The sequence below is a fragment of the Paraflavisolibacter caeni genome (assembly GCF_025628885.1).
GTDB lineage: Bacteria > Bacteroidota > Bacteroidia > Chitinophagales > Chitinophagaceae > Flavisolibacter > Flavisolibacter caeni.
Window position 1 is genome coordinate 18968 of record NZ_JAOTIF010000015.1, and the last position, 24841, is coordinate 43808.

At 40.8% G+C, this 24841-nt stretch carries 23 protein-coding genes; 15 read left to right on the forward strand and 8 right to left on the reverse strand.

Going from position 1 to position 24841, the window contains the following annotated elements; all coding sequences use genetic code 11:
* Positions 1-343: 343 nt before the first annotated feature.
* From rfaE2 to panC, 4 genes are all read right to left on the reverse strand, one after another.
* Positions 344-838 carry a D-glycero-beta-D-manno-heptose 1-phosphate adenylyltransferase gene (rfaE2, locus tag OCK74_RS16630; RefSeq protein WP_279298188.1) on the reverse strand — a complete coding sequence of 165 codons (495 nt, stop codon included), beginning with the start codon at positions 836-838 and terminating at the stop codon, positions 344-346.
* On the reverse strand, positions 810-1838 hold the full coding sequence (locus tag OCK74_RS16635; RefSeq protein WP_279298189.1) for a lysylphosphatidylglycerol synthase transmembrane domain-containing protein: 1029 nt from the start codon (positions 1836-1838) through the stop codon (positions 810-812). The genes rfaE2 and OCK74_RS16635 overlap by 29 nt, the downstream gene beginning before the upstream one ends.
* A gap of 14 nt (positions 1839-1852) precedes the next feature.
* On the reverse strand, positions 1853-2197 hold the full coding sequence (gene panD, locus OCK74_RS16640) for an aspartate 1-decarboxylase (RefSeq protein ID WP_279298190.1): 345 nt from the start codon (positions 2195-2197) through the stop codon (positions 1853-1855).
* An 87-nt stretch (positions 2198-2284) separates the two neighbouring features.
* Positions 2285-3127 (reverse strand): pantoate--beta-alanine ligase, encoded by an 843-nt coding sequence (gene panC / locus OCK74_RS16645; protein ID WP_279298191.1) that lies wholly within the window; start codon positions 3125-3127, stop codon positions 2285-2287.
* A 94-nt stretch (positions 3128-3221) separates the two neighbouring features.
* Here panC and OCK74_RS16650 point away from each other — a divergent pair, with 94 nt between their 5' ends.
* From OCK74_RS16650 to rlmB, 5 genes are all read left to right on the forward strand, one after another.
* Complete coding sequence (locus OCK74_RS16650; RefSeq protein ID WP_279298192.1) at positions 3222-4034, forward strand: glycogen/starch synthase; 813 nt, start codon at positions 3222-3224, stop codon at positions 4032-4034.
* Positions 4035-4074: 40 nt separating this feature from the next.
* Entirely contained in the window at positions 4075-5538 is a 1464-nt protein-coding gene (locus OCK74_RS16655; protein WP_279298193.1) for a DUF4270 family protein, read from the forward strand.
* Positions 5539-5612: 74 nt separating this feature from the next.
* Positions 5613-6866, forward strand: a complete 1254-nt coding sequence (metK, locus tag OCK74_RS16660; RefSeq protein ID WP_279298194.1) for a methionine adenosyltransferase — start codon at positions 5613-5615, stop codon at positions 6864-6866.
* Between the two features lie 165 nt (positions 6867-7031).
* Positions 7032-7592 (forward strand): NUDIX hydrolase, encoded by a 561-nt coding sequence (locus tag OCK74_RS16665; protein WP_279298195.1) that lies wholly within the window; start codon positions 7032-7034, stop codon positions 7590-7592.
* Positions 7593-8345, forward strand: coding sequence for a 23S rRNA (guanosine(2251)-2'-O)-methyltransferase RlmB (gene rlmB, locus OCK74_RS16670; RefSeq protein ID WP_279298196.1), 753 nt, complete (start codon positions 7593-7595; stop codon positions 8343-8345). It begins immediately after the preceding gene.
* 49 nt (positions 8346-8394) lie between these two features.
* Here the strand turns inward: rlmB and OCK74_RS16675 are convergent, their stop codons facing one another.
* A complete protein-coding gene (locus OCK74_RS16675; RefSeq protein ID WP_279298197.1) occupies positions 8395-9441 on the reverse strand; it encodes a nucleoid-associated protein in 1047 nt (348 codons plus the stop codon).
* A 37-nt stretch (positions 9442-9478) separates the two neighbouring features.
* Positions 9479-10258, reverse strand: a complete 780-nt coding sequence (gene cobA, locus OCK74_RS16680; RefSeq protein WP_279298198.1) for a uroporphyrinogen-III C-methyltransferase — start codon at positions 10256-10258, stop codon at positions 9479-9481.
* Between the two features lie 267 nt (positions 10259-10525).
* On the opposite strand from cobA, the gene nirB reads away from it, so the two are divergent.
* The 6 genes from nirB (at position 10526) to OCK74_RS16710 (ending at position 18063) form a co-directional block, all read left to right on the forward strand.
* Positions 10526-13027: a nitrite reductase large subunit NirB gene (gene nirB, locus OCK74_RS16685; protein WP_279298199.1), complete on the forward strand. Its 2502-nt coding sequence runs from the start codon at positions 10526-10528 to the stop codon at positions 13025-13027.
* Positions 13028-13171: 144 nt separating this feature from the next.
* Positions 13172-13579, forward strand: coding sequence for a nitrite reductase small subunit NirD (gene nirD, locus OCK74_RS16690; protein WP_279298200.1), 408 nt, complete (start codon positions 13172-13174; stop codon positions 13577-13579).
* Between the two features lie 93 nt (positions 13580-13672).
* Positions 13673-15049 carry a UDP-N-acetylmuramate--L-alanine ligase gene (locus OCK74_RS16695; RefSeq protein WP_279298201.1) on the forward strand — a complete coding sequence of 459 codons (1377 nt, stop codon included), beginning with the start codon at positions 13673-13675 and terminating at the stop codon, positions 15047-15049.
* A 22-nt stretch (positions 15050-15071) separates the two neighbouring features.
* Positions 15072-15905, forward strand: a complete 834-nt coding sequence (locus OCK74_RS16700; RefSeq protein WP_279298202.1) for an MOSC domain-containing protein — start codon at positions 15072-15074, stop codon at positions 15903-15905.
* A 12-nt stretch (positions 15906-15917) separates the two neighbouring features.
* Entirely contained in the window at positions 15918-16868 is a 951-nt protein-coding gene (gene moaCB / locus OCK74_RS16705; protein WP_279298203.1) for a bifunctional molybdenum cofactor biosynthesis protein MoaC/MoaB, read from the forward strand.
* A 10-nt stretch (positions 16869-16878) separates the two neighbouring features.
* Positions 16879-18063, forward strand: a complete 1185-nt coding sequence (locus tag OCK74_RS16710) for a molybdopterin molybdotransferase MoeA (protein WP_279298204.1) — start codon at positions 16879-16881, stop codon at positions 18061-18063.
* A 23-nt stretch (positions 18064-18086) separates the two neighbouring features.
* On the opposite strand, the gene OCK74_RS16715 is transcribed toward OCK74_RS16710, so the two are convergent.
* Positions 18087-18779 (reverse strand): Crp/Fnr family transcriptional regulator, encoded by a 693-nt coding sequence (locus OCK74_RS16715; RefSeq protein ID WP_279298205.1) that lies wholly within the window; start codon positions 18777-18779, stop codon positions 18087-18089.
* A gap of 111 nt (positions 18780-18890) precedes the next feature.
* On the reverse strand, positions 18891-19529 hold the full coding sequence (locus tag OCK74_RS16720) for a Crp/Fnr family transcriptional regulator (protein ID WP_279298206.1): 639 nt from the start codon (positions 19527-19529) through the stop codon (positions 18891-18893).
* 550 nt (positions 19530-20079) lie between these two features.
* Between OCK74_RS16720 and OCK74_RS16725 the strand changes: the two genes are divergently transcribed.
* The 4 genes from OCK74_RS16725 to OCK74_RS16740 all read left to right on the forward strand — a co-directional run bounded on the left by OCK74_RS16725 (position 20080) and on the right by OCK74_RS16740 (position 24813).
* On the forward strand, positions 20080-21612 hold the full coding sequence (locus OCK74_RS16725; RefSeq protein WP_279298207.1) for an alginate export family protein: 1533 nt from the start codon (positions 20080-20082) through the stop codon (positions 21610-21612).
* A 118-nt stretch (positions 21613-21730) separates the two neighbouring features.
* Entirely contained in the window at positions 21731-22990 is a 1260-nt protein-coding gene (locus tag OCK74_RS16730; protein WP_279298208.1) for a CmpA/NrtA family ABC transporter substrate-binding protein, read from the forward strand.
* Positions 22991-23073: 83 nt separating this feature from the next.
* On the forward strand, positions 23074-23844 hold the full coding sequence (ntrB, locus tag OCK74_RS16735; protein ID WP_279298209.1) for a nitrate ABC transporter permease: 771 nt from the start codon (positions 23074-23076) through the stop codon (positions 23842-23844).
* A gap of 48 nt (positions 23845-23892) precedes the next feature.
* Complete coding sequence (locus OCK74_RS16740) at positions 23893-24813, forward strand: ABC transporter ATP-binding protein (RefSeq protein ID WP_279298210.1); 921 nt, start codon at positions 23893-23895, stop codon at positions 24811-24813.
* Positions 24814-24841 lie beyond the last annotated feature (28 nt).

The window sequence follows — 24841 nt, forward strand, 5'->3', positions numbered from 1 at the left end:
AGTGAGGGGGGCAAAACTTGGCAGGTGGGGGTTGGTTTTGTACCTTTAGGCTTAGTTCCCTTGACTTCGTTCAGGGCTTTTTAGGGCGTTCTGCCTGTAGGTTGATTTCCCCTTATTTATGAGCATTTGCTGCATTCAGATCGAAGCATAGTCGAAAGATGGTCGAAGTAGCCTAGGCTTAGGTACGGCCGATGTACGGCTTAAGTACGAAGTAGGTAGGGAGTAACTATGGAGTAAGCTATAAGGTTGGGGTGGAAATTGTAAAATATAAAATCGCGGGCTTGTGGAAGGGAAGAAAGAGGAATTTGAAGGATATGACAAAGGAGAAGGGGATGCAGGACCTTTAGCAAGGATCCTGCAGTTTTTTAATGATTCCTGTGGTGGAAAACCCTTCTATAATAGGGTTAATGATCACTTTTCCGCCAGCTTCCAGAACTTCATTGGCGCCAGCAATATCTTCTACTTTATAGTCGCCACCTTTTACCAGAAAGTCTGGTTTGATGTTTACTATTAAATCGCGAGGGGTATCCTCAGAAAAGATGACCACTGCGTCTACCATCGATAAGGAAGCGAGGATCAAGGCCCTGGAATTTTCATTATTAATGGGACGGGCATCTCCTTTCAATCTTTTCACTGAGGCATCGGCGTTCAGGCCGATAATTAAAAGGTCTGCATGTTTGGCGGCTTCCGATAAGGATGCAATATGACCTTCGTGAAGGATATCGAAGCAGCCATTGGTAAAGGAAATCGTTTTACCTGCTGTCCGCCATTGTGCCAGTTTTCTTTGAAGTTCCTGAGGAGAAAGAATCTTATGGAATATGGTGTTGCCTGTGCGCAATTGTTTTTTTGTTTTTATTGTGATAAGAGAAAAGCGCTGCTAAAATCAAGCCGCCAAAGAGGATAATGATCGTTTGAGCTGACCAAAGCAGCCATCCTAAGGCTGTGCCTGTTTCTTCGGATATTTGGTACAACAACATCAGCTTGGTTACCAGGTAAGGGTAAGCTCCAATGCCTCCCGGCGTAACGATCATACCAATGCTGCCAATGCCTAAAGTAGCTAATCCGGCACCTATGCCCAAGTGATCTGTTTCCCTTAATGCGTAAATGCCTGCTGTGGTGCTCGCCAGGTACATTGTCCAAATGAAAAGCGTATGAAAAATAAAGAGGCCTTTGTTTTTTATGAGCCTGATGCTGTTAAGCCCGAGCAGCACGCCTAATATTATCTTCTTGACTTTAGCCACCGCATCTATGTGGCCAAAGCGTTTTAATAAAGTATAAATAAGCGCTATAAATGTTACCACGCCAAATAAGAAGAGTGCCAATTTCAAGATTGAAAACTGGCCTGCCTTGTCCTCGAAAAAGCTTGTAAACAGATCCGCCGTGTAGGAACCGATGATATGACCCTGGAATGCCAGTGCGAGTATAAACACTACCATCAGGCAAACTACATCGACGGCTCTTTCGACAACGATCGTTCCTATCAGTTTATCTGCCCGAACGTTTTCATAGCGGGCGAGCAGGGTGCATTTAACCACTTCGCCCAGACGAGGTACCCCTGCATTCACCAGGTAGCCAATCATTACGGCTGCAAAGGTGTTAAAGGTTGTAGGCGTGTAACCCAATGGTTTCATTAAAATTTTCCAGCGCAGCGCCCTGCTGTAATGGCTTAAAAAAATCATGGCAAATACCGGAGCTATCATCCCGTACCTTGCATTCTTAATTGAAAATTTTATGTGTTGCCATTGTTCCTGGTTGATATCTTTAATTGTAAGCCAGACGAACAGAATTCCCAGGCCCAGAAAGAAAAGATACTGCAGTATGGTTTGGAGGGATTTCACATTCAATAGTTTGCTTAGAGTTTATTTCCCTCTTTAGGGAAAACAATCCATGGCTTAAAAGTTTTAGCTTCTTCAAAGCTCATTGAGGCGTAAGATATAATTACAATTACATCTCCTGTCATCCCTCTCCGGGCAGCCGGGCCATTAAGGCAGCACACACCAGACCCTCTTTTCCCTTTAATCAGATAGGTTTCAATGCGTTCGCCATTGTTCACGTTCACAATCTGCACCTTTTCATTTTCGATCATATTGGCCGCATCCATTAGGTCTTCGTCCAGCGTCAGGCTACCAACATAATGTAAGTTTGCTTCCGTAATTACCGCACGGTGCACTTTTGATTTTAAAACTGCAATATTCATAACGGCGCAAAGGTAGTAAAGGAAGCATGTGAAAATTTGAGAATTTGAGAATTTGAAAACGAAGGGGCTACGATAAGAGATGTTTATTTAACTATTTAATGCCATATTATCAATTAGCCTCACTTTATTCAATGATGCTGCGATCAAGCCAACTAAAGGTTTAGAATTGCTGCTCGCAGGCTCAAGTGTCTGGGCATCAGAGATTTCTATATAGTCTACCACAAAGCCGTCCTTTTCCAGTTCTTTTACAGCTATTTCTTTGATTTGAGGAATAGGGAGGTGTTCTATTTCCTTTTTCATGAAATTCAACACCTTGCTGATATTCAGGGCCTGTTTCCTTTCCTCTTTGTTCAGCCGGAGGTTTCTACTACTCATGGCTAAGCCGTCAGTTTCTCGTTGGGTTGGACAAATCCTAAGCTGAAGGGATTGTCTTTTTGTTAATTCCAATAGTTTCTGAATGACCATGCATTGCTGATAATCTTTCCGGCCCATATATAAAGCCTGCGGGTCGACAATTGTCAGCAGCCTGTCCACTACCTGGCATACACCCTGGAAATGACCGGGGCGGTAGAAGCCTTCTAAGATATTTTCAATATTTCCCAAATCATAGTGCTTTTTTTGGTAGTCTTTGGGATACACCTGGGAGGCTGGAGGTAAAAATAAAATGTCGCACCCTGATTCTATTAAAAGTTTAACATCATTTTCTATTGTGACAGGATAGTTTATGTAATCTTCCTGGTTGTTAAATTGGGTGGGATTAACAAAGATGCTGCAAACTGTAATGTCATTTTCACTCTTGCAAGTATTTATGAGTGAGAGGTGCCCCGGATGTAGAGCTCCCATAGTGGGCACAAAGCCGATCCTTTTCCCATCTTTTTTCAAAGATTGCAGGTGACTGTTAATACGGCTGGATTCTTTAAATATGATCATTGTAGTCTCAGGGCAATTAGGTGGTTTAGTCCTTATAATAATAAATAGTTACCTTTGCAAACCTTTTGTAAAAAAAGCGATTAAAACGGTAACAATGTCAGCAAAGAAAAGAATTTTATTTATTGCCAACGAAATGTCGCCTTATTTGGAATTAACGGAGTTTTCGGAAATTGTAAACAAGCTGGCTATCAAGTCGAACGACAGTGGTTTTGAGGTTCGCTGTATCATGCCCCGTTTTGGCACAATCAATGAGCGCCGTCATCGGTTGCATGAGGTTGTGCGCCTGTCCGGGATCAATGTATCTGTTGATAATGAAGATTTTCCACTGCAGATCAAAGTAGCCTCTTTACCCAATGCTCGTTTGCAAGTGTATTTTTTGGACAATGAAGATTTATTTAAGAGGAAATTTGTGTTTGCTGATGAGAATGACCAGTGGTTTGATGATAACGGCTTACGCACAGTCTTCTTTTGTAAAGGTGCCCTAGAGACGGTAAAAAAGTTTGGATGGCCTCCTGATGTCATTCATTGTAGTGGTTGGATGACCGGATTGATTCCGTTCTATTTGAAAACAGTTTATAAAAAAGAGCCTGTTTTCTCTCACAGTAAAGTGGTATTTACAATAGGGCAGACCACATTCAAGGAAAGCCTTGGCAGCGATTTTATCGAAAAGGCACTGATACATCCATCGTTAAAAGAAAAGGATCTTGAAGTTTTCAAAGATGCGGATAATGAAGCACTTTTAAGAGGCGGAGCTACCAATGCCGACGCTATCACTTTTGGTGATGAAAGTGTTGATCCTAAACTAGTTGAAGAGTTTTCTAAAGTAAAAGGAAAGAAAACCCTGCCTTATAATCCTGAGTCTGATTTAACAGACTATTTACAGTTGTATAGCGACCTTGCGAAGTAGTTTTATACATAGTAATTTTTTAACAGCTCAATAATCTTTTGTGAATAAACGCAGATGGGTTGCATCCTTGGTTTTAGGATTGACTGGCATTTTGTTCTTAATCAGCTCGTGCAAAAAGATAAATGAAGCCACTGAATTAGGTGGAGATCTGATACCCCCGGTTGATAATGTAAATACTTTTGAGACTTATTTCGCGGTAGAGTCCGATAACATACTGTTTAACGATACAACAAAAATTCTCGCCAGTGACCTGGTAGGGATAGGGCATATTGGTAATGATCCTGAATTTGGGCAAACACATGGAGATGCCTATTTCAATGTCAGCTCATCGGCAGCTGAAGGAGCTTATCCATTTGTTGATCGCGATTCGCTTTTGATTGATTCTGTTGTTTTGTCGCTTCGTTATTCAGGAAAATATGGCGATACCAATAGTATGCAAACCGTACGGGTGTTTGAGATTGCTCAAAATTCCGGTTTTGTAGATACGGCTATTTATAAATTCAGCGATGGGATTGACTATGCTACAGCCGGATCTGAATTGGGTTCAAAAAACTTTGCACTAAGTTCTTTAAAAGATTCTCTAACCGTTATTAACGGTAGTGATACACAGAGGGTTGCCAATGTGTTGCGGATCAAGTTGGATACAGAGCTTGGCCGCCGTCTTGCCAGTTATGATACGGCCTACGGCCCCAATGGAGGTTATAATAAGGATTCCATATTTTATACACTTTTCCGTGGTTTGGCGATCAAAGCAGATGCTGCTGGCAATGGATTAGGCTATTTTAATCTATTTGACAACACAAATACAAAATTGAGTGTATACTTCCGGACAACTATAAATGGTGTGAAGGATACTAGTGTTACTGATTTTGTGCATCATGCACGCACGACATCGACCGGGGCGTCTCATCCGGGAGGTGTGGCTAACCCTATAAAGAGAACGCCTGCAGGTGGATGGGCTACTTATTTAAACAATGGGCAGCCACAGGATGATAAGGTTTACCTGCAAAGTGCTCCCGGATCTTATGCCAACCTTCGGATTCCTGCATTGGATACTTTTGGCAACAATGTGATTCACCTGGCTGAGTTGATCATTTATAAACAGTCTTCAGAGTTAGAAAATGTTCTTACTCCTCCAGTGCAATTGATGCTTGACAAGATCAATTATGCAAAGGATACGGCCTTTAACCTGGAAAATGATCTTCCTATTACAGCAAGCGCTGCAATACCTTTCAGCTCTTTTGGCGGGCAGTTGAAATTTGATAACACATTCAGGTTTAATATATCAAGACATGTTCAAGGTATTGTGACCAGGAAAGAACCCAATTACACTTTGCGTTTATATGCTCCGCTGAGTGCAACAGTTTATGATAAGAAATTAAACCAGAAGGTAACCATGCAGGTTTTAGACAAAATTGCTGATGGGAGAGTGGTGTTGGCTGGTGGTAATTTTGGAGATCCTGCCATGCGGATGAGGGTTCGTATTGTATACTCGAAGATTTAATTGGACATTGCTGTTTATATTTGCCGTCGTTTAAAAGTTAATTAACTCTACATAATTCTAAATAAAATATACCCATGCCTTATTTGTTTACATCAGAGAGTGTTTCTGAAGGTCATCCAGATAAAATTGCGGACCAGATTTCTGATGCTCTAATTGATCATTTCCTGGCCTTTGACCCTCAGTCTAAGGTTGCATGCGAAACTCTTGTTACTACTGGCCAAGTTATTCTGGCTGGTGAGGTAAAGTCAAGTGCATATTTAGATGTACAGGATATCGCCAGAAAAGTGATTCGCAAGATTGGATATACTAAGAGTGAATACATGTTTGAAGCCAACTCTTGTGGCATTTTATCTGCCATTCATGAGCAATCTTCAGACATTAACCAGGGCGTGGACAGAAAGGATAAAGAAGAGCAAGGTGCAGGTGACCAAGGTATGATGTTTGGTTATGCTACCAATGAAACAGAAGATTACATGCCGCTGGCACTAGACTTAGCCCACAAATTATTGCAAGAACTTGCAGAGTTGCGCAGAGAAAATAAAGAAATCAAATACTTGCGTCCAGATGCTAAAAGCCAGGTGACTTTAGAGTATGATGATAATAATAAGCCCATTAGAATTGATGCCATTGTAATTTCTACTCAGCATGATGATTTTGATACTGAAGAGAAAATGCAAGAGCAGATCAAGAATGATATTATCAATATTCTCATTCCAAGAATAAAGACCAAGTACAGTACCTATGCTAATTTATTCAAGGGAGAGATCAAATATCACATTAACCCAACAGGTAAGTTCGTTATCGGCGGACCTCATGGTGATACTGGTTTGACAGGACGTAAAATCATCGTAGATACTTATGGTGGTAAAGGTGCACATGGTGGTGGTGCTTTCAGTGGTAAAGATCCTTCAAAAGTGGACCGTTCTGCTGCTTATGCTACCCGTCATATAGCTAAAAACCTGGTAGCCGCCGGCGTTTGTGAGGAAGCATTGGTGCAAGTGTCTTATGCAATTGGTGTGGCAAAGCCAATGGGGATTTATGTGAATACATATGGCACAGCAAAGGTGAATAAGACTGATGGTGAAATTGCAAAGATCGTAGAAGGGATTTTCGATATGCGTCCATATTTTATTGAAGAACGCCTGAAACTTCGTAATCCTATCTACAGTGAAACAGCTGCTTATGGACATATGGGTCGTAAGCCAGAGGTATTGACTAAAGAGTTTGTATCGCCAGAAGGCAAACGTATAGTGAAAGAAGTGGAATTGTTTACGTGGGAGAAGCTGGATTATGTTGCTAAGGTGAAACAAGCATTTGGCATTAGCTAATTGGGAATCGGTAGTTAGGAATTTGGAGTTTGGGATTAAGAATTAAATGATTAGTATTCAATTGGTAAAGTACTTTGTTTATGTACGTATTCCGAATTCCTGATTTCCAATACATATGATATTTACTTGCCTCCCCTAAGCTGGGGAGGTTTTTATTTTCTGAGTATGAAGGAGCATATCAACCCGTGGACGATATTAGGGCAAAAAGAAGTATATGATAACAAGTGGATCAAGCTTACTGAGTATGATGTGTTGAATCCCTCAGGAGGGAAAGGAATCTATGGTAAGGTTCATTTTAAGAATTATGCAATAGGGATCATTCCTTTGGATGAGCATTTGAATACTTATCTAGTTGGTCAATACCGGTTTGTGCTCGACCAATATAGTTGGGAAATTCCGGAAGGAGGTGGTCCAATTGGTATAGATATTTTAGAGTCTGCTCAGAGGGAATTAAAAGAAGAAACCGGCCTTGTTGCCGGGGAGTGGACAAAGTTGATGGATCTTCACTTGTCTAATTCGGTTAGTGATGAATATGGGTCAATCTACCTGGCCAGAGATCTAAGGCAGGAAGATGCGTCTCCTGAAGAGACTGAAGATTTAATGGTAAAAAAGGTTCCATTTGAAGAAGCTTATCAGATGGTGGAGCAGGGGATCATTACTGATGCCCTGGCTGTAACAGCCATCATGAAAGTGAAAATTTTATTACTGGAAGGAAAACTTAAGTAAGTGGCTATAAAGAAAACATCTCTAATCATAGGGCGTCAGCCTTTGATCGAATCGCTGCAATCCGGGCGTCCCATCGACAAAATTCTTTTGCAAAAGAATACGGGTGGTGAAATTGTTCATACCATCCGGGAACTGGCAAAAAAGAATAATGTTCCCATCCAGGTTGTTCCGGTTGAGAAGCTGAATTCAATTACCAGGGCCAATCACCAAGGGATTATTGCTTTTGCCGCTTTGGTGCAGTACCTGGATTTGCAACAGGTTATTGACCATGTTGTGGGTAAGGGTGAAACGCCTTTATTCATCATATTAGATGGCGTAACAGATGTACGAAATATTGGAGCCATTGCCCGTACTGCTGTTTGCTGCGGCGCCCAGGCGATGATCATTCCTGATAAGGGGGTGGGTGCTTTGAATGAAGAGGCTATGAAGTCGTCTGCTGGTGCCCTGGAGCATTTACATGTTTGCCGGGTCAATAGTCTAATGAAGGCAGTTGATGAACTGCATTTGAATGGTATCAGGGTGTTTGCTTCTGAAATGACAGCTAAGAAGGCACTTCATGAAGTAGACTGGAAAGAACCAAGCGCAGTGGTGATGGGAAGTGAGGATAAAGGTGTGTATCCTGCCTTGATGAAGATCTGTGACGAGCAATTCAAAATTCCAATGGCCGGTGCGTTTGAATCATTGAATGTATCCGTAGCCACCGGGATGATCTTATATGAGGCGATGAAGCAGAGGCAAGCCCCCAACCCCTAAAGGGGAGTTTTGCTACGCTCAGGGCCAAAAGAATGAAGTATTGTTTAAATCAGGATTCTTCCTGGTAGTAGATTTTATAGTATTTTCTGCCGTCGAGGTCGATGCCTTTTTCTATGAGGTCGGTGTTGCCATGGATATAAATATGAAAATTCTTATCCAATTTCAGGATGCTTTTATAGATCCTTTGTTGTTTTTTAACGGCTTGCGGGTCAATTTCAAAGGAGGCTGCAATGTCATAATCGTTTTGTTCGACGAAGCGAGAACCGAAGTTGCGGAATGATTCAATCATTTCATCCTTCTGAAATATCTCGGTTTGAAATTCATTGATATCGAAAGATTCTTTGTTTTTGAAATAATCGATCGACCTGTTCAGGAGGTCGATTTGTTCTTTCTTTTCCAGGCTGAACTCTTCCTCCATCTGGCCTGTAATGTACTGTTTGGTTAGTGTAAGAATTTGGTTGGTGTGGTGGAACTCATTTTTCTGAGGTGTCAATCCCAGGAATCCTTCCTTCCAATATTGGGCTTCTTCTCCACGGTTCTGGTTATCAAAGATAAGTACGTCAAAGCCTTCGTCCATCTTTGTAAATATGATCAGGCAGCCTTTATCAATTTTATTGAGTTCGACACCTTCCTTTATCTCCAGGCTGAATTCGCTGTTTGCATGGCGCGCATCCAAAAAAAGTGATTTGTTCTCGGTTTTAAATAAACCTAAGGCCGTATAAAATCTTCCTTCAACTGGAAGTTCTTCAAATAAAGCAACATATAATTCGCCACCTTTTACTTTTGGATGTGTAGAAGATTCATAAAGATGGCGGGCTATTTTAACTGAAAGCTCCTCAAATCTGCTTTTATCCTGGTAGAGGGATGAAGCATAACTATAGACTTCATTGAACTCCAGGGAGGACGGATGATGGAAGCTGAAATACTCAACAGCGTCTTTGAACTTGTTCAGAAAGCTTTCACCAGTAATCTGTATTGTTTCTTCATCCAATTTAAGCGCTTCTTCAGAAAGGAGAAGGGGATCCAGGTTATTCTTACTCCCTACATAATGTACCATCAGCTTTTTGAGAAAGGCGGCTTTTAAATTCAGTTCCATAGTTGCAAAAGTGCGAAAATACGGATCGATTAAATCCTTATGCTATTCTTCTTATGGCAAAGTTTTCCACTTGTTCACAAAAATTATCAGAAGCAAGCCTAACCACTTCGCCGATAATAATAAGAGCAGGATGTTTCAGTTGTTTGTTTGCTGCCATTTGTACTAATTCTTTCGCAGTGCCTATGACCATTTTTTTATGGGGAAGTGATGCATGTTGAATAATGGCGGCAGGTAAATCTCCCGCACTTTTCTCTACATAAGCCCTGGAGATTTCTTCCAATTTTTTCATACCCATATATATAATGACTGTAGCCCTGGTCTGAATAGCTGTTTTTAAATCTTCCGATAAGGTGCCATCTTTTTTAGTGCCAGTGATCACCCAAAAGCTTTCGCTAATGCCACGATGGGTAAGTGGAATATCTTCAAAGCCTGCAGCCTGCATGCTGGAAATGCCGGGAATGTAAGAAGCGCTAATGCCCTCAGCTCTTGCATATAAAATTTCCTCCATGCCTCTGCCAAAAACAAAAGGATCACCACCTTTCAAACGGACTACTGTGCCTTTGGTCAATGCTTTTTCTTTGATTAACTCATGAATGACCTCTTGAGGTGTATAATCGCCATATGGCAATTTGCCTACATATATTTTCTCGCAAGCCGAGGAGCAATGATTCATGATCTCCTGGTTGGCCAAATTATCATATAAAACAACATCAGCACGTTGAAGAGCTTTCATTGCTTTCAGTGTTATTAAATCCGGGTCGCCAGGTCCAGCCCCTACTACTATCAATTCAGGTGCTTTCTTCATTAGGTTACTCATAATTACATGTTTTATAAGATTGCACAGCTATTTATGGTTATTGAGGCAATCAAACTGTTCAGCTGCAATATGTATTAAAAATAAATCAATGTGATGTATTTAGGGTTTAGGAGTGCCTTTTCTTATTCAAAAATAAACTTTAATATGATTAAAATCGCATTTTGAATGATAAAATTTGTATCATTGCACAGTAAATGCATTAATGATATAAATTATTTATGTGTTTATGTTGAATTTTTGATGTGATCATTTCAAAAAACTTTATGCATGGAGACGACCAAGCCAACAGTTGTTGTTATCGGAAATGGAATGGTGGGTTACAAGTTCTGTGAGAAGCTTGTGGCAAAATCTAAAGATTTCAATGTTATTGTATTTGGGGAAGAATCCCGCATTGCTTATGACCGTGTTCATTTGAGTGAATATTTTAGTGGTAAAACAGCGGACGATCTTAGCCTTTCTTCTTCTGACTGGTATAAAGAAAATGGTATTACCCTTTATTTAGGTGATCCTGTACAGGAGATTAACCGTACTGCTAAAACGGTTCACTCTCTGCATGGGATGGCCATTCAATATGATTACCTGGTCTTAGCAACGGGTTCGTCTGCTTTTGTGCCTAACATTCCCGGAGTTGAAAAAGATGGGGTGTTTGTTTACCGTACTATAGAAGACCTTGAGCTTATTCAGTCTTATGCTGGAAAAGCAAAGAGAGGTGCAGTAATAGGAGGAGGGCTTTTGGGGTTGGAAGCGGCAAAGGCGCTATTGGATCTTGGTATACCTGAAACGCATGTGGTAGAATTTGCGCCTCGACTGATGCCAAGGCAAATAGATGATGTCGGAAGTAAAATGCTGCAATATAAGCTGAGCCAGCTTGGGCTGCAAATACATTTAAATAAAAATACAAGTTCAATTGAGGGAAATGGTAAAATTGAAGCTCTTCAATTTGCCGATGATTCCAAACTTCATGTGGACATGCTTGTTATTTCTGCTGGTATTCGTCCCAGAGATGAGTTGGCTCGTTTGTCAGGGCTTGAGGTTGGTAGTCGTGGCGGTATTCTTGTCAATGAAAAGCTACAAACCAGTGATGCTTCCATTTTTGCTATTGGTGAGTGCGCCTTATACAACAACATGATCTACGGCCTAGTGGCTCCTGGTTACGATATGGCGGAGGTTGTGGCTGCTAACATTTGTGGTGGCTCGAAATCTTTTACCGGCTTTGATATGAGTACAAAGCTGAAGCTGATAGGTGTAGATGTGGCCTCATTTGGTGATCCTTTTATTTCTGAACCTGAGTGTCGTTCTGTTATTTTTGAAGATACCCACAAGGGTACTTATAAAAGAATCAATATTACTCAAGATGGAAAGCATTTGCTGGGTGGTATCCTGATAGGCGATGCCAGTGCTTATAATATGTTGTTACAAACAGTAAACAACAAAATCGTTTTACCGCCAGATCCAGAAGATTTGATACTAGGCAGCAGGGGTGGAGCCGCCAGTGAGGGTGCGGGTGTAATGAATCTTCCTGATGATGCATTGATCTGTTCATGTGAGGCTGTTAGCAAAGGTGCTATTTGTGCAGCTGTAACTGAACAGAATGCATGTACTATAGATCAAATGAAAAAGTGCACCAAGGCCGGGACCGGATGTGGAGGTTGTGTGCCTATGGTAAAAGACCTAATTGCCGGAACTATGAAATCACAGGGTCTGTATGTGAAGAATGTGATTTGTGAGCATTTCGATTATTCACGCCAGGAGCTTTTTGATCTCATTAAAATAAACGGAATAAAGACCTATGATGAAACTTTAAATCTTTATGGTAAAGGCGATGGATGTGAAGTATGTAAGCCGGCAGTTGCCAGTATTATGGCAAGTCTTTGGAATGATATGATCCTGAAACAGGATACGATACAAGATAGTAATGACCGTTACCTTGCTAATATCCAAAAAGGTGGTACCTATTCAGTCGTGCCCCGTATTGCTGGAGGTGAAATTACTCCAGAGAAATTGATTGCCCTGGGAGAAGTTGCCAAGAAGTATGGCTTATATACAAAAATTACTGGTGGTCAGCGTATAGATATGTTTGGAGCCCATGTAAGCGATCTGCCGAAGATATGGGAAGAGTTGATCGCGGCAGGTTTTGAGAGTGGTCATGCTTACGGTAAATCCCTGCGAACTGTAAAGAGTTGTGTTGGTAGTACCTGGTGTCGTTTTGGATTGCATGACAGTGTATCCTTTGCTATTGAAATCGAAGAAAGGTACCGGGGTGTTCGTGCGCCGCATAAGTTGAAAGGTGGTGTGAGCGGTTGTATTCGTGAGTGTGCTGAAGCGCAGGGTAAGGACTTTGGGATCATTGCTACAGAAAAAGGCTGGAATTTATATGTGTGTGGCAATGGTGGATCCAAGCCGCAGCATGCGCAATTGTTAGCCGCGGATGTAGATAAAGAGACTTGTATTAAATATCTCGACCGCTTCCTGATTTTCTATATTAAGACCGCAGACCCGTTGACCCGTACTGCTACATGGCTCAATAAAATGGAAGGTGGTATGAGTTACCTGAAAAATGTAATTGTCAATAACAGCCTGGGTATAGGAGCACAACTAGAAGCTGAAATGCAATATCTGGTTGAGACATATAAATGTGAATGGAAAGAGGTGGTAGAAACCCCTGAACTCCGCAAGCGCTTTAATCACTTTGTGAATGCTCCTGTAGAAAAGGATCCAACGGTAAAATTCGAAAGTATGAGAGCGCAGATAAAAGCAGTTGAGTGGTAAATAGACACCCCCGTCCTCTAAAGGGGAGACTTAGGTTGGTCAATCATTAGAGCGTGTGATTGTTCTATTTAATCAAATCTTATCAAAATATATTCTCTTTTTAAGGTTTTGAACTTTTTAGGGATTAGATAAAAAATAATATTTATGAGCCTTAGCGAATCTTTAGAATTTCAGAATGTTCAGAGTTCCGTAACAGGAGCCAGGATCAAGTGGTTTATAGCTTGTTCTGTTGAGGATGTACCGGAAAATGGCGGAGCTTGTGTTAAGTATGGTGAAGAGCAAATTGCTGTATATAATTTCACACGCAGAGGTGAGTGGTTTGCTACACAGAATCTGTGCCCACATAAGCAGCAAATGGTTTTATCGAGAGGAATGATTGGCAGTCATGGCGAACATTGTGAGCCTAAAGTGGCTTGTCCTTTTCATAAAAAAACGTTTTCGCTGCTGACTGGTGATTGCTTAAACAGCGATGACTGTGAAAGCATTAAAACTTACCCTGTGAAAGTAAAAGAGGGCAAGGTGTATATTGGTGTTGGCATAGAGACAATATAATGGCTGTTTATATATTTCCATAATTTTTTCGACCGGCTTTTGCCGGTCTTTTTGTGGAGCATAACATTATATTTGTTGCTTAATGCAAACTACATGATATCCAACCTAGACGAAATTCAAAATATATTTTTTATTGGCGTTGCCGGAAGCGGTATGAGTGCGTTGGCGCAATACCTGAAAGGGGCTGGTAAAGAAGTTGCTGGTTCTGACCGTTATTTTCTACCGAATGTTCCCAATGAAACCAAGGAGAAGCTGGAAGCTGAAGGTATTCGTTGTTTTTTGCAAAATGGTGAAGGTATTACGCCTAATACAGACCTGGTGGTGGTTTCTACAGCAATAGAAGACACTGTGCCGGAAGTGCAAAAAACAAAGCAACTTGGCATACCGATTATTAAAAGGAGTGAACTGCTGGCTTTGATAGCGCAGAGTAAAAAGACAATTGCTGTGGGTGGGACGTCCGGAAAAAGTACGACCGCGGCCATGTTGTATGAAATTTTAGAACAGGGAGGTTTGCAGCCCGGTATTATTAGTGGGGCAGGGCTTACCAGTCTTATCAAAGAAGGTAAAATTGGTAACGCAAAAATGGGCAAAGGGGAGTGGTTGGTTATTGAAGCTGATGAGAGTGATGGTTCTATTGTACAATACAAGCCCGAAATCGGCCTATTGCTGAATATGGATAAAGATCATAAGGAGCTGGATACATTAATGGAGATTTTTACTACTTTCAAAGCCAACAGTAAAAAGTTTATAGTCAATCAATCTCACACTCTTTCTAAGCAATTATCACAAAATATAGCTTTTGATTTTTCTCTTGATGTGAACTCTGGAGCTGGCTATGTCGCTACAGATTTTGAACAGCAGGGCTTTATTGTACGTTTTAAGATCAATGATGTTCCCTTTCAACTCAATACGGTTGGGCAACACAATATGGAAAATGCACTGGCTGCAGTAGCTGTGGCCAATCAAATTGGCGTAGCGCTGACCACTTGTGCTGATGCATTGAAAAACTACCAGGGGATCTACCGGCGACACCAGGTTTTGGGTAAAAAAGATGGGGTTTGGGTGATTGATGATTATGCCCACAACCCGGCCAAGTGTGCAGCCAGCATTCGTGCTTGCCAGCCAGTGGCTTCTAAAGTAATCGCCTGGTTCCAGCCTCACGGATATGGACCAACGAATTTCTTACGTCATGATTTTGTGCAAGAAATAGCTGCTGTTTTACGTCCGCAGGATGAAATATGGATGAGTGAGATATTTTATGCCGGCGGTACAGCAGAGAAAACAATTTCAGCCGGTGACCTGATCAATGATTTGGCCGCTTTGGGTAAACCTGCCTTTTTTGTGGCAAACAGAGGGGATCTGCTAGAGGCAGTTCGACCTCATTTAACCCAGGATTGCGTGTTATTGCTGATGGGGGCAAGGGATCCATCGCTGGAGTTTTTTGCAACATCTGTTTGGGAAGAAGTGTAATCAATTAATTTATTTTCGCCACATGCTTCAAGTAAGTGAAATATTTATTTATCCCATCAAGTCGCTTGGTGGGATTTCTCTTTCATCGGCAGTTGTAACTGATCGGGGGTTACAATATGACAGAAGATGGATGTTGGTAGATGAACAAGGTGAATTCATGACGCAGCGAACAAACGCAGAGATGGCATTGCTGCAGGTTGAAGTTGTTGAAGGCGGGTTAAGGGTTTATCATAAAAAGAATAATGCTTCTATTGTGATTTCATTTGCACCTCAAACGGGTGAAACAACTCTGGTGCAAGTATGGGGTGACCGTTGTAGGGCCAAGGTAGTGGGGCATGATGTAGATAACTGGTTCTCAGATATGCTATCAGCAAAATGCCGGTTAGTTTATATGCCAGAAACGACACGTCGTCAGGTGGATAGGAGGTATGCAAAGAATAGAGAAATCACTTCTTTTTCAGATGGCTATCCTTTTTTGGTTATAGGGCAAGCTTCTCTGGATGATTTAAATAATCGCCTGAAAGAAAAGCTGCCTATGAACCGTTTTCGTCCCAATATTGTCTTTACAGGAGGGCAGCCGTTCGAAGAAGATCAATGGTCGCATTTTGTTATTCATGACATCCATTTTTACGGGGTTAAACTTTGCTCCCGTTGTGTGGTGACTACGATTAATCAAGATGAAGGAAAAGCGGGAAAGGAGCCATTAAAAACATTGGCTACATACCGCTTGAGCAATAATAATATTTATTTTGGTCAGAATCTTTTGCACCAGGGGGAGGGTATCTTACAGGTTGGAGATAGCATTGATGTAATAGAAAGGAAGCCTGCCAAACAATTTATAGTATCAAACTTATAATCATCGTTTTACATGCGGAATATAACGCACAAGCAAATCACACTACGTACTGCAAGGGCAATAGGGATTATCTTTTGTTCTCCTGAAACCATCAAGTTGATAGAGGATCAACAACTTCCAAAGGGGAATTTATTTGATGTTGCTCGTGCGGCGGCTTTCCTTGGTGCCAAAGCAACGCCACAATTATTGCCTCATTGCCATCCCGTTACTATTGATGGCATGGATGTGGAGTTTGAGTTTTTGAAGGAAGAAGCGCATCATGAGTATTTTAATCCGGAAGTTTTTATGCGTAGTGGTATTGTTATTATGGGGGAAGCAAAGTCAATTGGGCGTACAGGCATTGAGATGGAAATGCTGACGGGTGTATCAGTTGCAGCCTTGGAGATTTATGATATGCTCAAACCAGTGGATACTCAGCTTGAGATCGGGTCTATTAAACTGCTGGAAAAGAAAGGAGGTAAAAGCGACCGTAAGAAATATTTTTCAACACCACCTACCTGTGCGATTCTTGTCTGCTCGGATTCAACGGCAGAAGGAAAAAGGGAGGACAAGAGTGGCAGGCTGATCCAACAAATGTTGTCGGAATTAAATGCTAATGTTGTGCACTATAAAGTGGTTCCTGATAATAAGGGCTTGATCCAGGAGCAAATAAGGGAATGGGTAGCCGAAGATGTTCATTTCATATTTACCACAGGAGGGACAGGATTAGGGCCAAGAGATAACACGGTTGGTGCTGTTCAAGAAATCATTGAAAGAGATGCTGATGGTATAACGGAGGCCATGCGCTCTTTTGGACAAATGCGCACACCCCTTGCAATGATGAGTCGTGGAGTTGCGGGATCTATTGCTCAAACACTGATCGTTACATTGCCGGGCAGTTCGGATGGGGCAAGGGAATCGCTGGAAGCTATTCTGCCGGCTGTTTTTCATGCAAGAAAGATGATGAAAGGTGGGGGGCATTAAAAACTTATGTATGCTTAATTTTCAGGAAGCACAAAAAATAATTGCAACCCAAGCTCATTCCTTTGGAAAGGAAACTGTTTCGCTGGATCGGGCTCTTGGTAGGGTTTTGGCTGAACCTATCGTAGCTGATAGGGATTATCCGCCCTTCAATAGAGTGGCAATGGATGGTTTTGCTGTTCGTTTGGAGGATTTTGAAAGTGGGATGCGTGAGTTTCAAATCATTGAAACGGTATTTGCTGGCCAGATGGCAGCTAAAAGCATAGCTGCAGGTCAGTGTTATAAAATCATGACGGGTGCGCCTTTACCATTATCATCAGATGTTGTTATCAGAAGAGAAGATACGGTGGAAACGGGCGGACGTGTAACCATTCATGCATCAGAACTCCGGCCCTTTCAGAATATTGCCCGCCAGGGAGAGGATATAAGGGTAGGGGAACTGGTGATCGGTGCTTCAATCCCAGTCAAGCCGGCGGTGATTACTGCGTTGGCTTCATTGGGTAAAGCTGATGTAATAGTTGAAAGTCTCCCTAAAGTGGCCCTGTTTACAACAGGTGATGAGGTGGTGCCTGTTCATCAGCCTGTTTTGCCACAACAAATAAGGAACAGTAATGCTCATCTTTTAAAGTCTTTATTGCAGCAATGGCATATTATTCCCTTCCAATATGCGCATATCCAGGATCGTGAGGATGAGTTATTGAAGACACTTAAGGAGGCAATGTCTTGTGATATGTTGATCATGAGTGGCGGGGTGTCAGCCGGAGATGCTGATTATGTTCCAAAAGTTCTGGAATCACTGGGGATTAAAAAGCTATTTCATAAAGTGGCAATCAAGCCAGGTAAGCCTATTTGGTGTGGTGCAATGCCGAATGGGGGTATTGTTTTTGCTTTGCCGGGCAACCCGCTTTCCTGTCATGTCACTTTTAAGCTTTTTATTGAAACTTATCTTATTCATGCATTTGGCCTGGAGCGTTCCAGGATACTTGAACTGCCTTTTTCCGGAACCAGAAAAAAGAAAACTTCATTGGATGAATTCTTTCCTGTAAAAATTCAGTCAGCTCCTGTAGTTGCTGTTCCCTTGAATTTTAATGGCTCCGGAGATGTGTTGGCTGCTTTCCATGCGGATGGTTTTGCCTGGCAGCCTGCAGATAAAATGGAGTTGCGTAAAGGTGACCTGGTTGAATGTTTGGTTTTTTAATATCTATACAATACTTTCTTTCATCAGTGTGCATTCATTATCGGGGTTAATAGCTCTTTTTCATTTTTGATCCTGATCTTTTTGTTGGACATTTCTATTAGGTCATCATTTATGAATTCATTTAAAGTGCGGAAGGCGGTTTCGTATGTTGTTCCGGCGAATGAAGCCAGGTCATGCCTGCTTAATGCAATATCGATAAAGCCTTCTTCATTGTAACCAAACTTTTCCTTTAAAGTGAATATGGCCTGGGCGACTCTGCTTTTTACAGGCAAATGAACCAGGTCTCGCATTTTCTTTTCGGATTCTTCTAATTCATCAAAACAATTAACCATCAATTGAAATAGAAGTTCATTATTTACTTTGAGTGTGCTTTTAAAAAAACTCAATGGCAGATAACAAACTGTGATTGGTTCAAGTGCGGTAGCTGAAACCGGGTATATAAGGTTTTTTCCCAGTCCGCGGTGGCCTAGTATTTCTCCCTTTCTTACAAAGTGAACAATCAGTTCCCTGTCACTTCCCCACTGCTTATGAATTTTTACCAGGCCGGAATATAAAAAAAAGATACCCTGCACAGGGTCGCCCTCTTTAAATATCACTTCGCCTTTATTGTACAGGAAATTTTGCCTGTTAGCATCTATGGCGGGAAGCCAATCTGGTATACACATGGTACATAGAAAGCAGCTTTTCAAATCGCAACCGCTTTTGCATTTTTTCATATCGTTTTAAAGTATGTGGTTTTGTTCAATGACTGATTATTACAAATAAGTAATAAGATAAGCTGGTGTTTTCTAAGCTGAAGAAAATTAATAAGAATACGCGGTTAGGTCTTAAACAAAGCTCAGTAATTTCCTGATATCTTTTAACATAATGTTTCTTCCGGATACCTCAATTGCATTGTCTTCAATAAATTCGGTTAGAATGCGGAAAACTGTTTCATAAGTGGTGCCGGTGTAGGAAGCCATATCCTGGCGACTTAATGTTATATCAATGTATCCATTTTTGTCACAGCCAAACTTTTCTTTGAGGTTAATAAGTGCTTGTGCTATACGGCCTTTTACCGGCATGTGCGCCAGATTGCGCATTCTACTTTCTGATTCTTTGAGTTCATCTGCAAAGAATATCATTAATTGAAAAAGGAAGTCCTGGTTTATTTTCAGTGTAGTAAGAAAAAACTGCAGATCAATATAGCAGGCACTAACAGGTCCCAAAGCTGTAGCGGAAATGGGAAAGGTCGTTGTTGTTCCAAGTCCACGATGACCAACAATATCGCCTTTTTTTGCAAATCGTACGATCAGTTCTTTATCTGTCCCCCACTTTTTATGAACTTTTACCGTCCCGGAGTATACGAAAAAAATCCCGTTAACTTCATCTCCTTCATAGCAAAGCATTTCTCCCTTTTTAAAATAAAACATCTTTCTATTGGCGTCAATGGCTTGTTTCCATTCTTTTAGACTTTGCCTGCACATAAAGCAGGTTTTTAGGTCGCAGTCATGCTTAGGATTTTTCATAAATAAAAACCGATACTATTTTCCAGGGGATTGTAAAAGAACATAAATGTATACAGAATAGTTGTTTTGGGTGAGGCAAATTCTTCATTTATGTAACTATTTCTTGTATCCAGAGAGGTATATAATGAATGAATAATATGAATAAAATTAAGGTTGGTATTTAGTATTATGGATGAATTGGTATAGTATTTTATATATAGTAAAAATAATTATTTGACGAATATCATGCAAATGGATGGGTTTGTGTGCTGTTTGTGGTTATATTTGTGATGTAGGTCATGAAAATGTGGTGATTTGAGTTTTTCTTTCAAGTTATTTAAATATATATTAAAAATATTAATTAGTGAATTGGGGACATATCAATTACTTTTTAATTAATTGAATACTATGATGATTTTGAAAATGAATATTGAAGTGTTATAAAAGATTTGCCCCGCAAGGAGTCGCGATCCGAACGGGGCTTGAATTTTAAATTGCTCTGTTAACAACTTAAAAAAACCAACAACAAATGTACAGAAATCGAGTTATCAAAACGTGTACGCTGCTTGGCTTGGGCGTCATTGGCTTTTATTCTGCAAATGCCCAGCTTTCTCTTGCCGGCCAATTGAGAACAAGGAGTGAGTTTCGTGATGGCGTAGGTACGCTTAAGCCTGAAGGTTATAAACCTGCTTTTTTTACTTCCCAGAGAGCCAGGTTAACTTTTAACTATAAATGGAACAAGGTTGTTTTCCAGACATCTGTTCAGGATGTTCGGGTATGGGGGCAGGATGCGTCTACAATCAGTAATGCTGATGGTGCTCGTTTGGGTATTCATGAAGCGTGGGCTGAAGTAGCTTTGGCTAATAAAAAGGATACGTCTTTTAAACATTCACCTGTTGATTACTTTGGATTTAAAGTCGGCAGGCAAGAATTGGTGTATGATGATTCCCGTTTAATTGGTAATCTTGACTGGTTGCAACAGGCTCGTCGTCATGATGCAATTGTTTTTAAGTTACTTCAAAATGGTTGGCAGGTAGATTTGGGAGCTGCTTTCAATCAAAATACTGACGCCTTTAATTATAATGGTACTTATTATACACCAGCGAATTTGCCGGCTTATATAAAAGATAGTAAGGGAAACCTGGTGCCTACCCCTGCAGGTTTGGTGCCATTAACTAATTCAACTGGTGTCAGTGTTAAAACTGGTGCTCCTGCATTGCAAAACATGCCAAGCACCAACGCTTTGAATCAGAACTATAAGGCCATGCAGTTTTTGTATGCCGCAAAGAAAATCAAACAAACCAAAGTCTCAGGATTGCTGTTTGTTGATCAGTTTGGGAAATATAAATTGGATTCTGTAAAAACCATTGCTGGTACTGATACTGGCTATGTATTTGGTCGCCGCTATAATCAAAGTGGTGTGAATTCACGTTTGACTACAGGTGTGATGATCAATAGCCTGTTGGATAAAAAGCAATATTGGGCTCTGACAGCCGGTGCTTATTATCAGGGAGGTAAAGACAGAGATGGGGTTTCTCTGGCTGGATTTACAACTACTTTGTCGCTCAGTTACGCGAAGAAGTTATTTTCCTATACTGCAGGTTGGGACTATCTCTCTGGCAACGATGCATTTTCGACATCTACTAAGAATCATCGTTTTGATCCTTTATATGGAACACCACATAAGTTTTGGGGATACATGGATTACTTCTACGCTGGCACAGGTTCACCTGTAGGTGGTTTAAATAATCCATATCTAAAACTTAAATACACTTCTGCAAATAAAAGGTTGGGCGTAGGAGTTGATTATCACTACTTCGCACTGGCGCAGGATCAAAAAGATGTTGCTGGCAATGCACTTGATAAATACCTGGGAAGTGAAGTTGATCTGGTGACTACTTACAATTTAAATAAGTTCACAACTATTGAATGGGGTTTTAGTTTTATGGCCGCTTCTAAAAGCATGGAATATGCAAAAGGTATTGTGCCAGGAGCCTCTGATCTGAATTCTACCTGGTCATTTTTGCAGCTAAATATCAAGCCTGAGTTTTTTGCCAAATAAATTGGTTTGATAGGTCTCTGATTTTTCTCTTCTTACTTGTCTTGTCGACTAGTATTGCTGTTCATTCCTTGCCTTTTCTGTCCGACAAATAATCATTTATTAAATAAAAATATTTACAATGAAATTGACACTTATGTTCAATAGGACTTTTGTAGTCTTGGTTTTAACTTCTTTCATGTTTGGTGTTCTTACTTCCTGCGGAAGTTCTGATGCAAAGACCGCAACTGCTGATAGTTCTTCAACCGCTACATCTGAATCAATTAAACTGGGCTTCATTCCTTTGACTGATTGTGCTTCTCTGGTGATGGCACAAGAGCTAGGGTTGTTTAAGAAATATGGAGTGAAAGTTGAATTGTCAAAAGAAGCTTCCTGGGCAAATGTTCGTGATAAGATTTTAACCGGCGAGTTAGCGGGAGCTCATTGCTTATTTGGTATGCCATTCTCTGTATTTACCGGAATTGGAGGCAAGGCTGGTAGTGTAATGAAGATTGCAATGATTTTAAATAATAATGGTCAGGCCATTACTTTATCTAATAAATTTTGCGACCTGGTAGGTAATAATGAAACTGCAAAAGTGAAAAGTGCCGTTGATCAATTAAATGCTCAGAAGCAGTTGCAATTTGCGATGACCTTTCCTGGTGGTACACATGATATCTGGTTGCGTTACTGGTTGGCTGCAACAGGTGTTGATGCAAAAAAGGTAGGTATAAAGACCATTCCTCCTCCTCAAATGGTTGCTAATATGAAAGTGGATAATATGGATGGTTTTTGTGTGGGTGAGCCCTGGAATGGTGTTGCAGTAAAAGAAGGAATAGGGTTTACGCATATTGCTTCACAAGATATTTGGAAGAATCATCCGGAGAAAGCATTGGTAGTGAATGAGGCTTTTGCTGGTGCCAAAAAAGATGACTTGAAAAAAGTGATGAAAGCTGTTATTGAGGCTTCTATATGGCTGGATTCTCTTTCTAATCGCAAGAAAGCTGCTGAGATCCTTTCGCAAACCAAATATGTAAATGCTCCTGCCGAAGTTATTGAGGCTCGTTTAATGGGAACGAATAATACAGGTTGCAAGTTTGGTGATAAGAAATACGAGGATTATATGAAGTTTTTCAACAACGGCTTAACCAATGCTCCAAGAAAGTCTTATGGGATTTGGTTTATGTCGCAATATGTACGCTTTGGCTTGTTGAGTACACCCCCTTCTGATTATAAATCTATTGCTGATAAAATTATCATGAGTGATCTGTATAAAGAGGTTGCTGGTGAAATGAAGCTTTCCGTTGCGGACGATGATATGCAGCCTTTTACAGTAACCATTGATAAAGCTGTTTTTGATCCCAATCATGTTGATAGCTACCTGGCTGTGGCTAAAAAATAAATAACTCTTTAAAACCCCAGCCGCATTGACAGGGTACTATGTGGTTGGGGTTAGGATTCCAATCATTTATTAAATAGTCTATTATGAATAAGAAGATATTATCCCTCGTCTACCTGGTATCAGGTTTTGCAGTTTTGTTCTCATTATGGCAAATTGCAAGCATGGTAACAAAGGGCGAATTGCCAACTCCCTGGAAAACGATGTCTGTTTTTTTTGAAATGTGGGCTGATCCATTTTATGATGCAGGGCCAAATGATAAAGGCATAGGTGTTCAGTTGTTCTTGTCATTAAAAAGGGTGGCAATTGGATTTGGGTTAGGGTCATTGATCGCTATTCCATTAGGAATCCTGATCGGTTCTAATAAGACTGTTTTCAATATATTGAATCCGGTGGTTCAGGTTTTGCGTCCTGTATCCCCTTTGGCTTGGTTTCCGCTGGGTTTGGCTATGATGCATGTGTCGGATAAGGCTACCATTTTTGTAATCGTGATTACATCTTTATGGCCAACACTAATTAATACGGCATTGGGAGTTGCTTCTGTGCCGCAGGATCATAAAAATGTTGGGCGTGCTTTTGGGTTTTCTCGCTGGAAGTATATAACTAAAATACTGTTGCCTTCAAGTTTTCCTTTGATTATAACAGGTTTGAGATTGAGTATAGGGGTAGCGTGGCTGGTAATTGTTGCAGCCGAAATGCTGTCCGGAGGCGTGGGCATTGGTTTTTTTGTATGGGATAGCTGGAATGCCTTAAGCCTTGAAAAGGTGATGTGTGCCATTCTCATCATTGGTTTGGTTGGATTGCTGCTTGATAAAATGTTTTCACTGCTTCAGAAGCGTTTTACATATGCTGTTTGACAGGGTGATTGATGAAAAATTATTATTACATCTATTAAAATTTAGATTATGGAAACCCTTAATAATAAAGTACAGGCACATAATATTGATCCTCAGAAACAGTCACGTATCAAGGAGCGAGTGGCTGATGCAATTATTGGCCCCCTTTTGAACCCGGCCCTAAGTATTGATGTTAAAAATGTTACTGTTAGTTTCCCTACGGCAAAGGGTGTTTATACGGCGGTAAAAGATATTGATTTGCAGATAAGAAAAGGGGAGATCGTTGCGCTGATAGGGCATTCGGGATGCGGTAAGTCAACATTGATGGGTATGATCAGCGGCATGGTGAAGCCGTCGAATGGTGAAGTGATAGCAAATGGGAAGAAGGTAAGTGGCCCTGGCCCGGATCGCGGCATTGTTTTTCAAAACTATTCTTTGCTTCCCTGGCTTACAGTTTTTCAGAATATATATGAAGCTGTGGATTCTGCAATAAAAACAGGCTCTTCTGCCCAGAAAAAGAAAATTGTAGAAGAGAATTTGAAAATGGTAAACCTTTGGGCGCATAAGGATAAGCTTCCTGGGCAACTGTCTGGTGGGATGAAACAAAGAGTGGCCATTGCCAGGGCATTTGCGATCAATCCCAGTATTTTGCTTCTGGATGAACCTTTTGGTGCGTTGGATGCTTTGACAAAAAGCTCAATGCATGTGGAGCTCTTGAAACTTTGGAACCTTGATAATCGTGAAAAGACCATTGTTTTAGTTACCCATGATATAGAAGAGGCGATTTTCCTGGCAGACAGAGTGGTGGTTTTGAATAATGGACCGGCTGCAACTATTAAAGAAATAGTTGATGTTCCATTAGAGCGTCCAAGGAATAAGAAGGATATAGTGCATGACCCTGTGTATATGGATATTCATGACAAATTGATGGGGCTGTTGATTGATAAATTTTCCATTGAAGATATCAATGATATGAAAAAGACGGCCTAGTAATCTGGCGCTAATTAAAGATAGCTGA

What these genes read in the sequence shown, in the direction of transcription:
- panD (WP_279298190.1), bottom strand. Translation starts at nt 2,197, where the DNA reads ATGAATATTGCAGTTTTAAAATCAAAAGTGCACCGTGCGGTAATTACG.
- panC (WP_279298191.1), bottom strand. Translation starts at nt 3,127, where the DNA reads ATGATCATATTTAAAGAATCCAGCCGTATTAACAGTCACCTGCAATCT.
- OCK74_RS16650 (WP_279298192.1), top strand. Translation starts at nt 3,222, where the DNA reads ATGTCAGCAAAGAAAAGAATTTTATTTATTGCCAACGAAATGTCGCCT.
- metK (WP_279298194.1), top strand. Translation starts at nt 5,613, where the DNA reads ATGCCTTATTTGTTTACATCAGAGAGTGTTTCTGAAGGTCATCCAGAT.
- OCK74_RS16665 (WP_279298195.1), top strand. Translation starts at nt 7,032, where the DNA reads ATGAAGGAGCATATCAACCCGTGGACGATATTAGGGCAAAAAGAAGTA.
- OCK74_RS16675 (WP_279298197.1), bottom strand. Translation starts at nt 9,441, where the DNA reads ATGGAACTGAATTTAAAAGCCGCCTTTCTCAAAAAGCTGATGGTACAT.
- cobA (WP_279298198.1), bottom strand. Translation starts at nt 10,258, where the DNA reads ATGAGTAACCTAATGAAGAAAGCACCTGAATTGATAGTAGTAGGGGCT.
- nirB (WP_279298199.1), top strand. Translation starts at nt 10,526, where the DNA reads ATGGAGACGACCAAGCCAACAGTTGTTGTTATCGGAAATGGAATGGTG.
- nirD (WP_279298200.1), top strand. Translation starts at nt 13,172, where the DNA reads ATGAGCCTTAGCGAATCTTTAGAATTTCAGAATGTTCAGAGTTCCGTA.
- OCK74_RS16695 (WP_279298201.1), top strand. Translation starts at nt 13,673, where the DNA reads ATGATATCCAACCTAGACGAAATTCAAAATATATTTTTTATTGGCGTT.
- OCK74_RS16700 (WP_279298202.1), top strand. Translation starts at nt 15,072, where the DNA reads ATGCTTCAAGTAAGTGAAATATTTATTTATCCCATCAAGTCGCTTGGT.
- moaCB (WP_279298203.1), top strand. Translation starts at nt 15,918, where the DNA reads ATGCGGAATATAACGCACAAGCAAATCACACTACGTACTGCAAGGGCA.
- OCK74_RS16710 (WP_279298204.1), top strand. Translation starts at nt 16,879, where the DNA reads ATGCTTAATTTTCAGGAAGCACAAAAAATAATTGCAACCCAAGCTCAT.
- OCK74_RS16715 (WP_279298205.1), bottom strand. Translation starts at nt 18,779, where the DNA reads ATGAAAAAATGCAAAAGCGGTTGCGATTTGAAAAGCTGCTTTCTATGT.
- OCK74_RS16720 (WP_279298206.1), bottom strand. Translation starts at nt 19,529, where the DNA reads ATGTGCAGGCAAAGTCTAAAAGAATGGAAACAAGCCATTGACGCCAAT.
- OCK74_RS16725 (WP_279298207.1), top strand. Translation starts at nt 20,080, where the DNA reads ATGTACAGAAATCGAGTTATCAAAACGTGTACGCTGCTTGGCTTGGGC.
- OCK74_RS16730 (WP_279298208.1), top strand. Translation starts at nt 21,731, where the DNA reads ATGAAATTGACACTTATGTTCAATAGGACTTTTGTAGTCTTGGTTTTA.
- ntrB (WP_279298209.1), top strand. Translation starts at nt 23,074, where the DNA reads ATGAATAAGAAGATATTATCCCTCGTCTACCTGGTATCAGGTTTTGCA.
- OCK74_RS16740 (WP_279298210.1), top strand. Translation starts at nt 23,893, where the DNA reads ATGGAAACCCTTAATAATAAAGTACAGGCACATAATATTGATCCTCAG.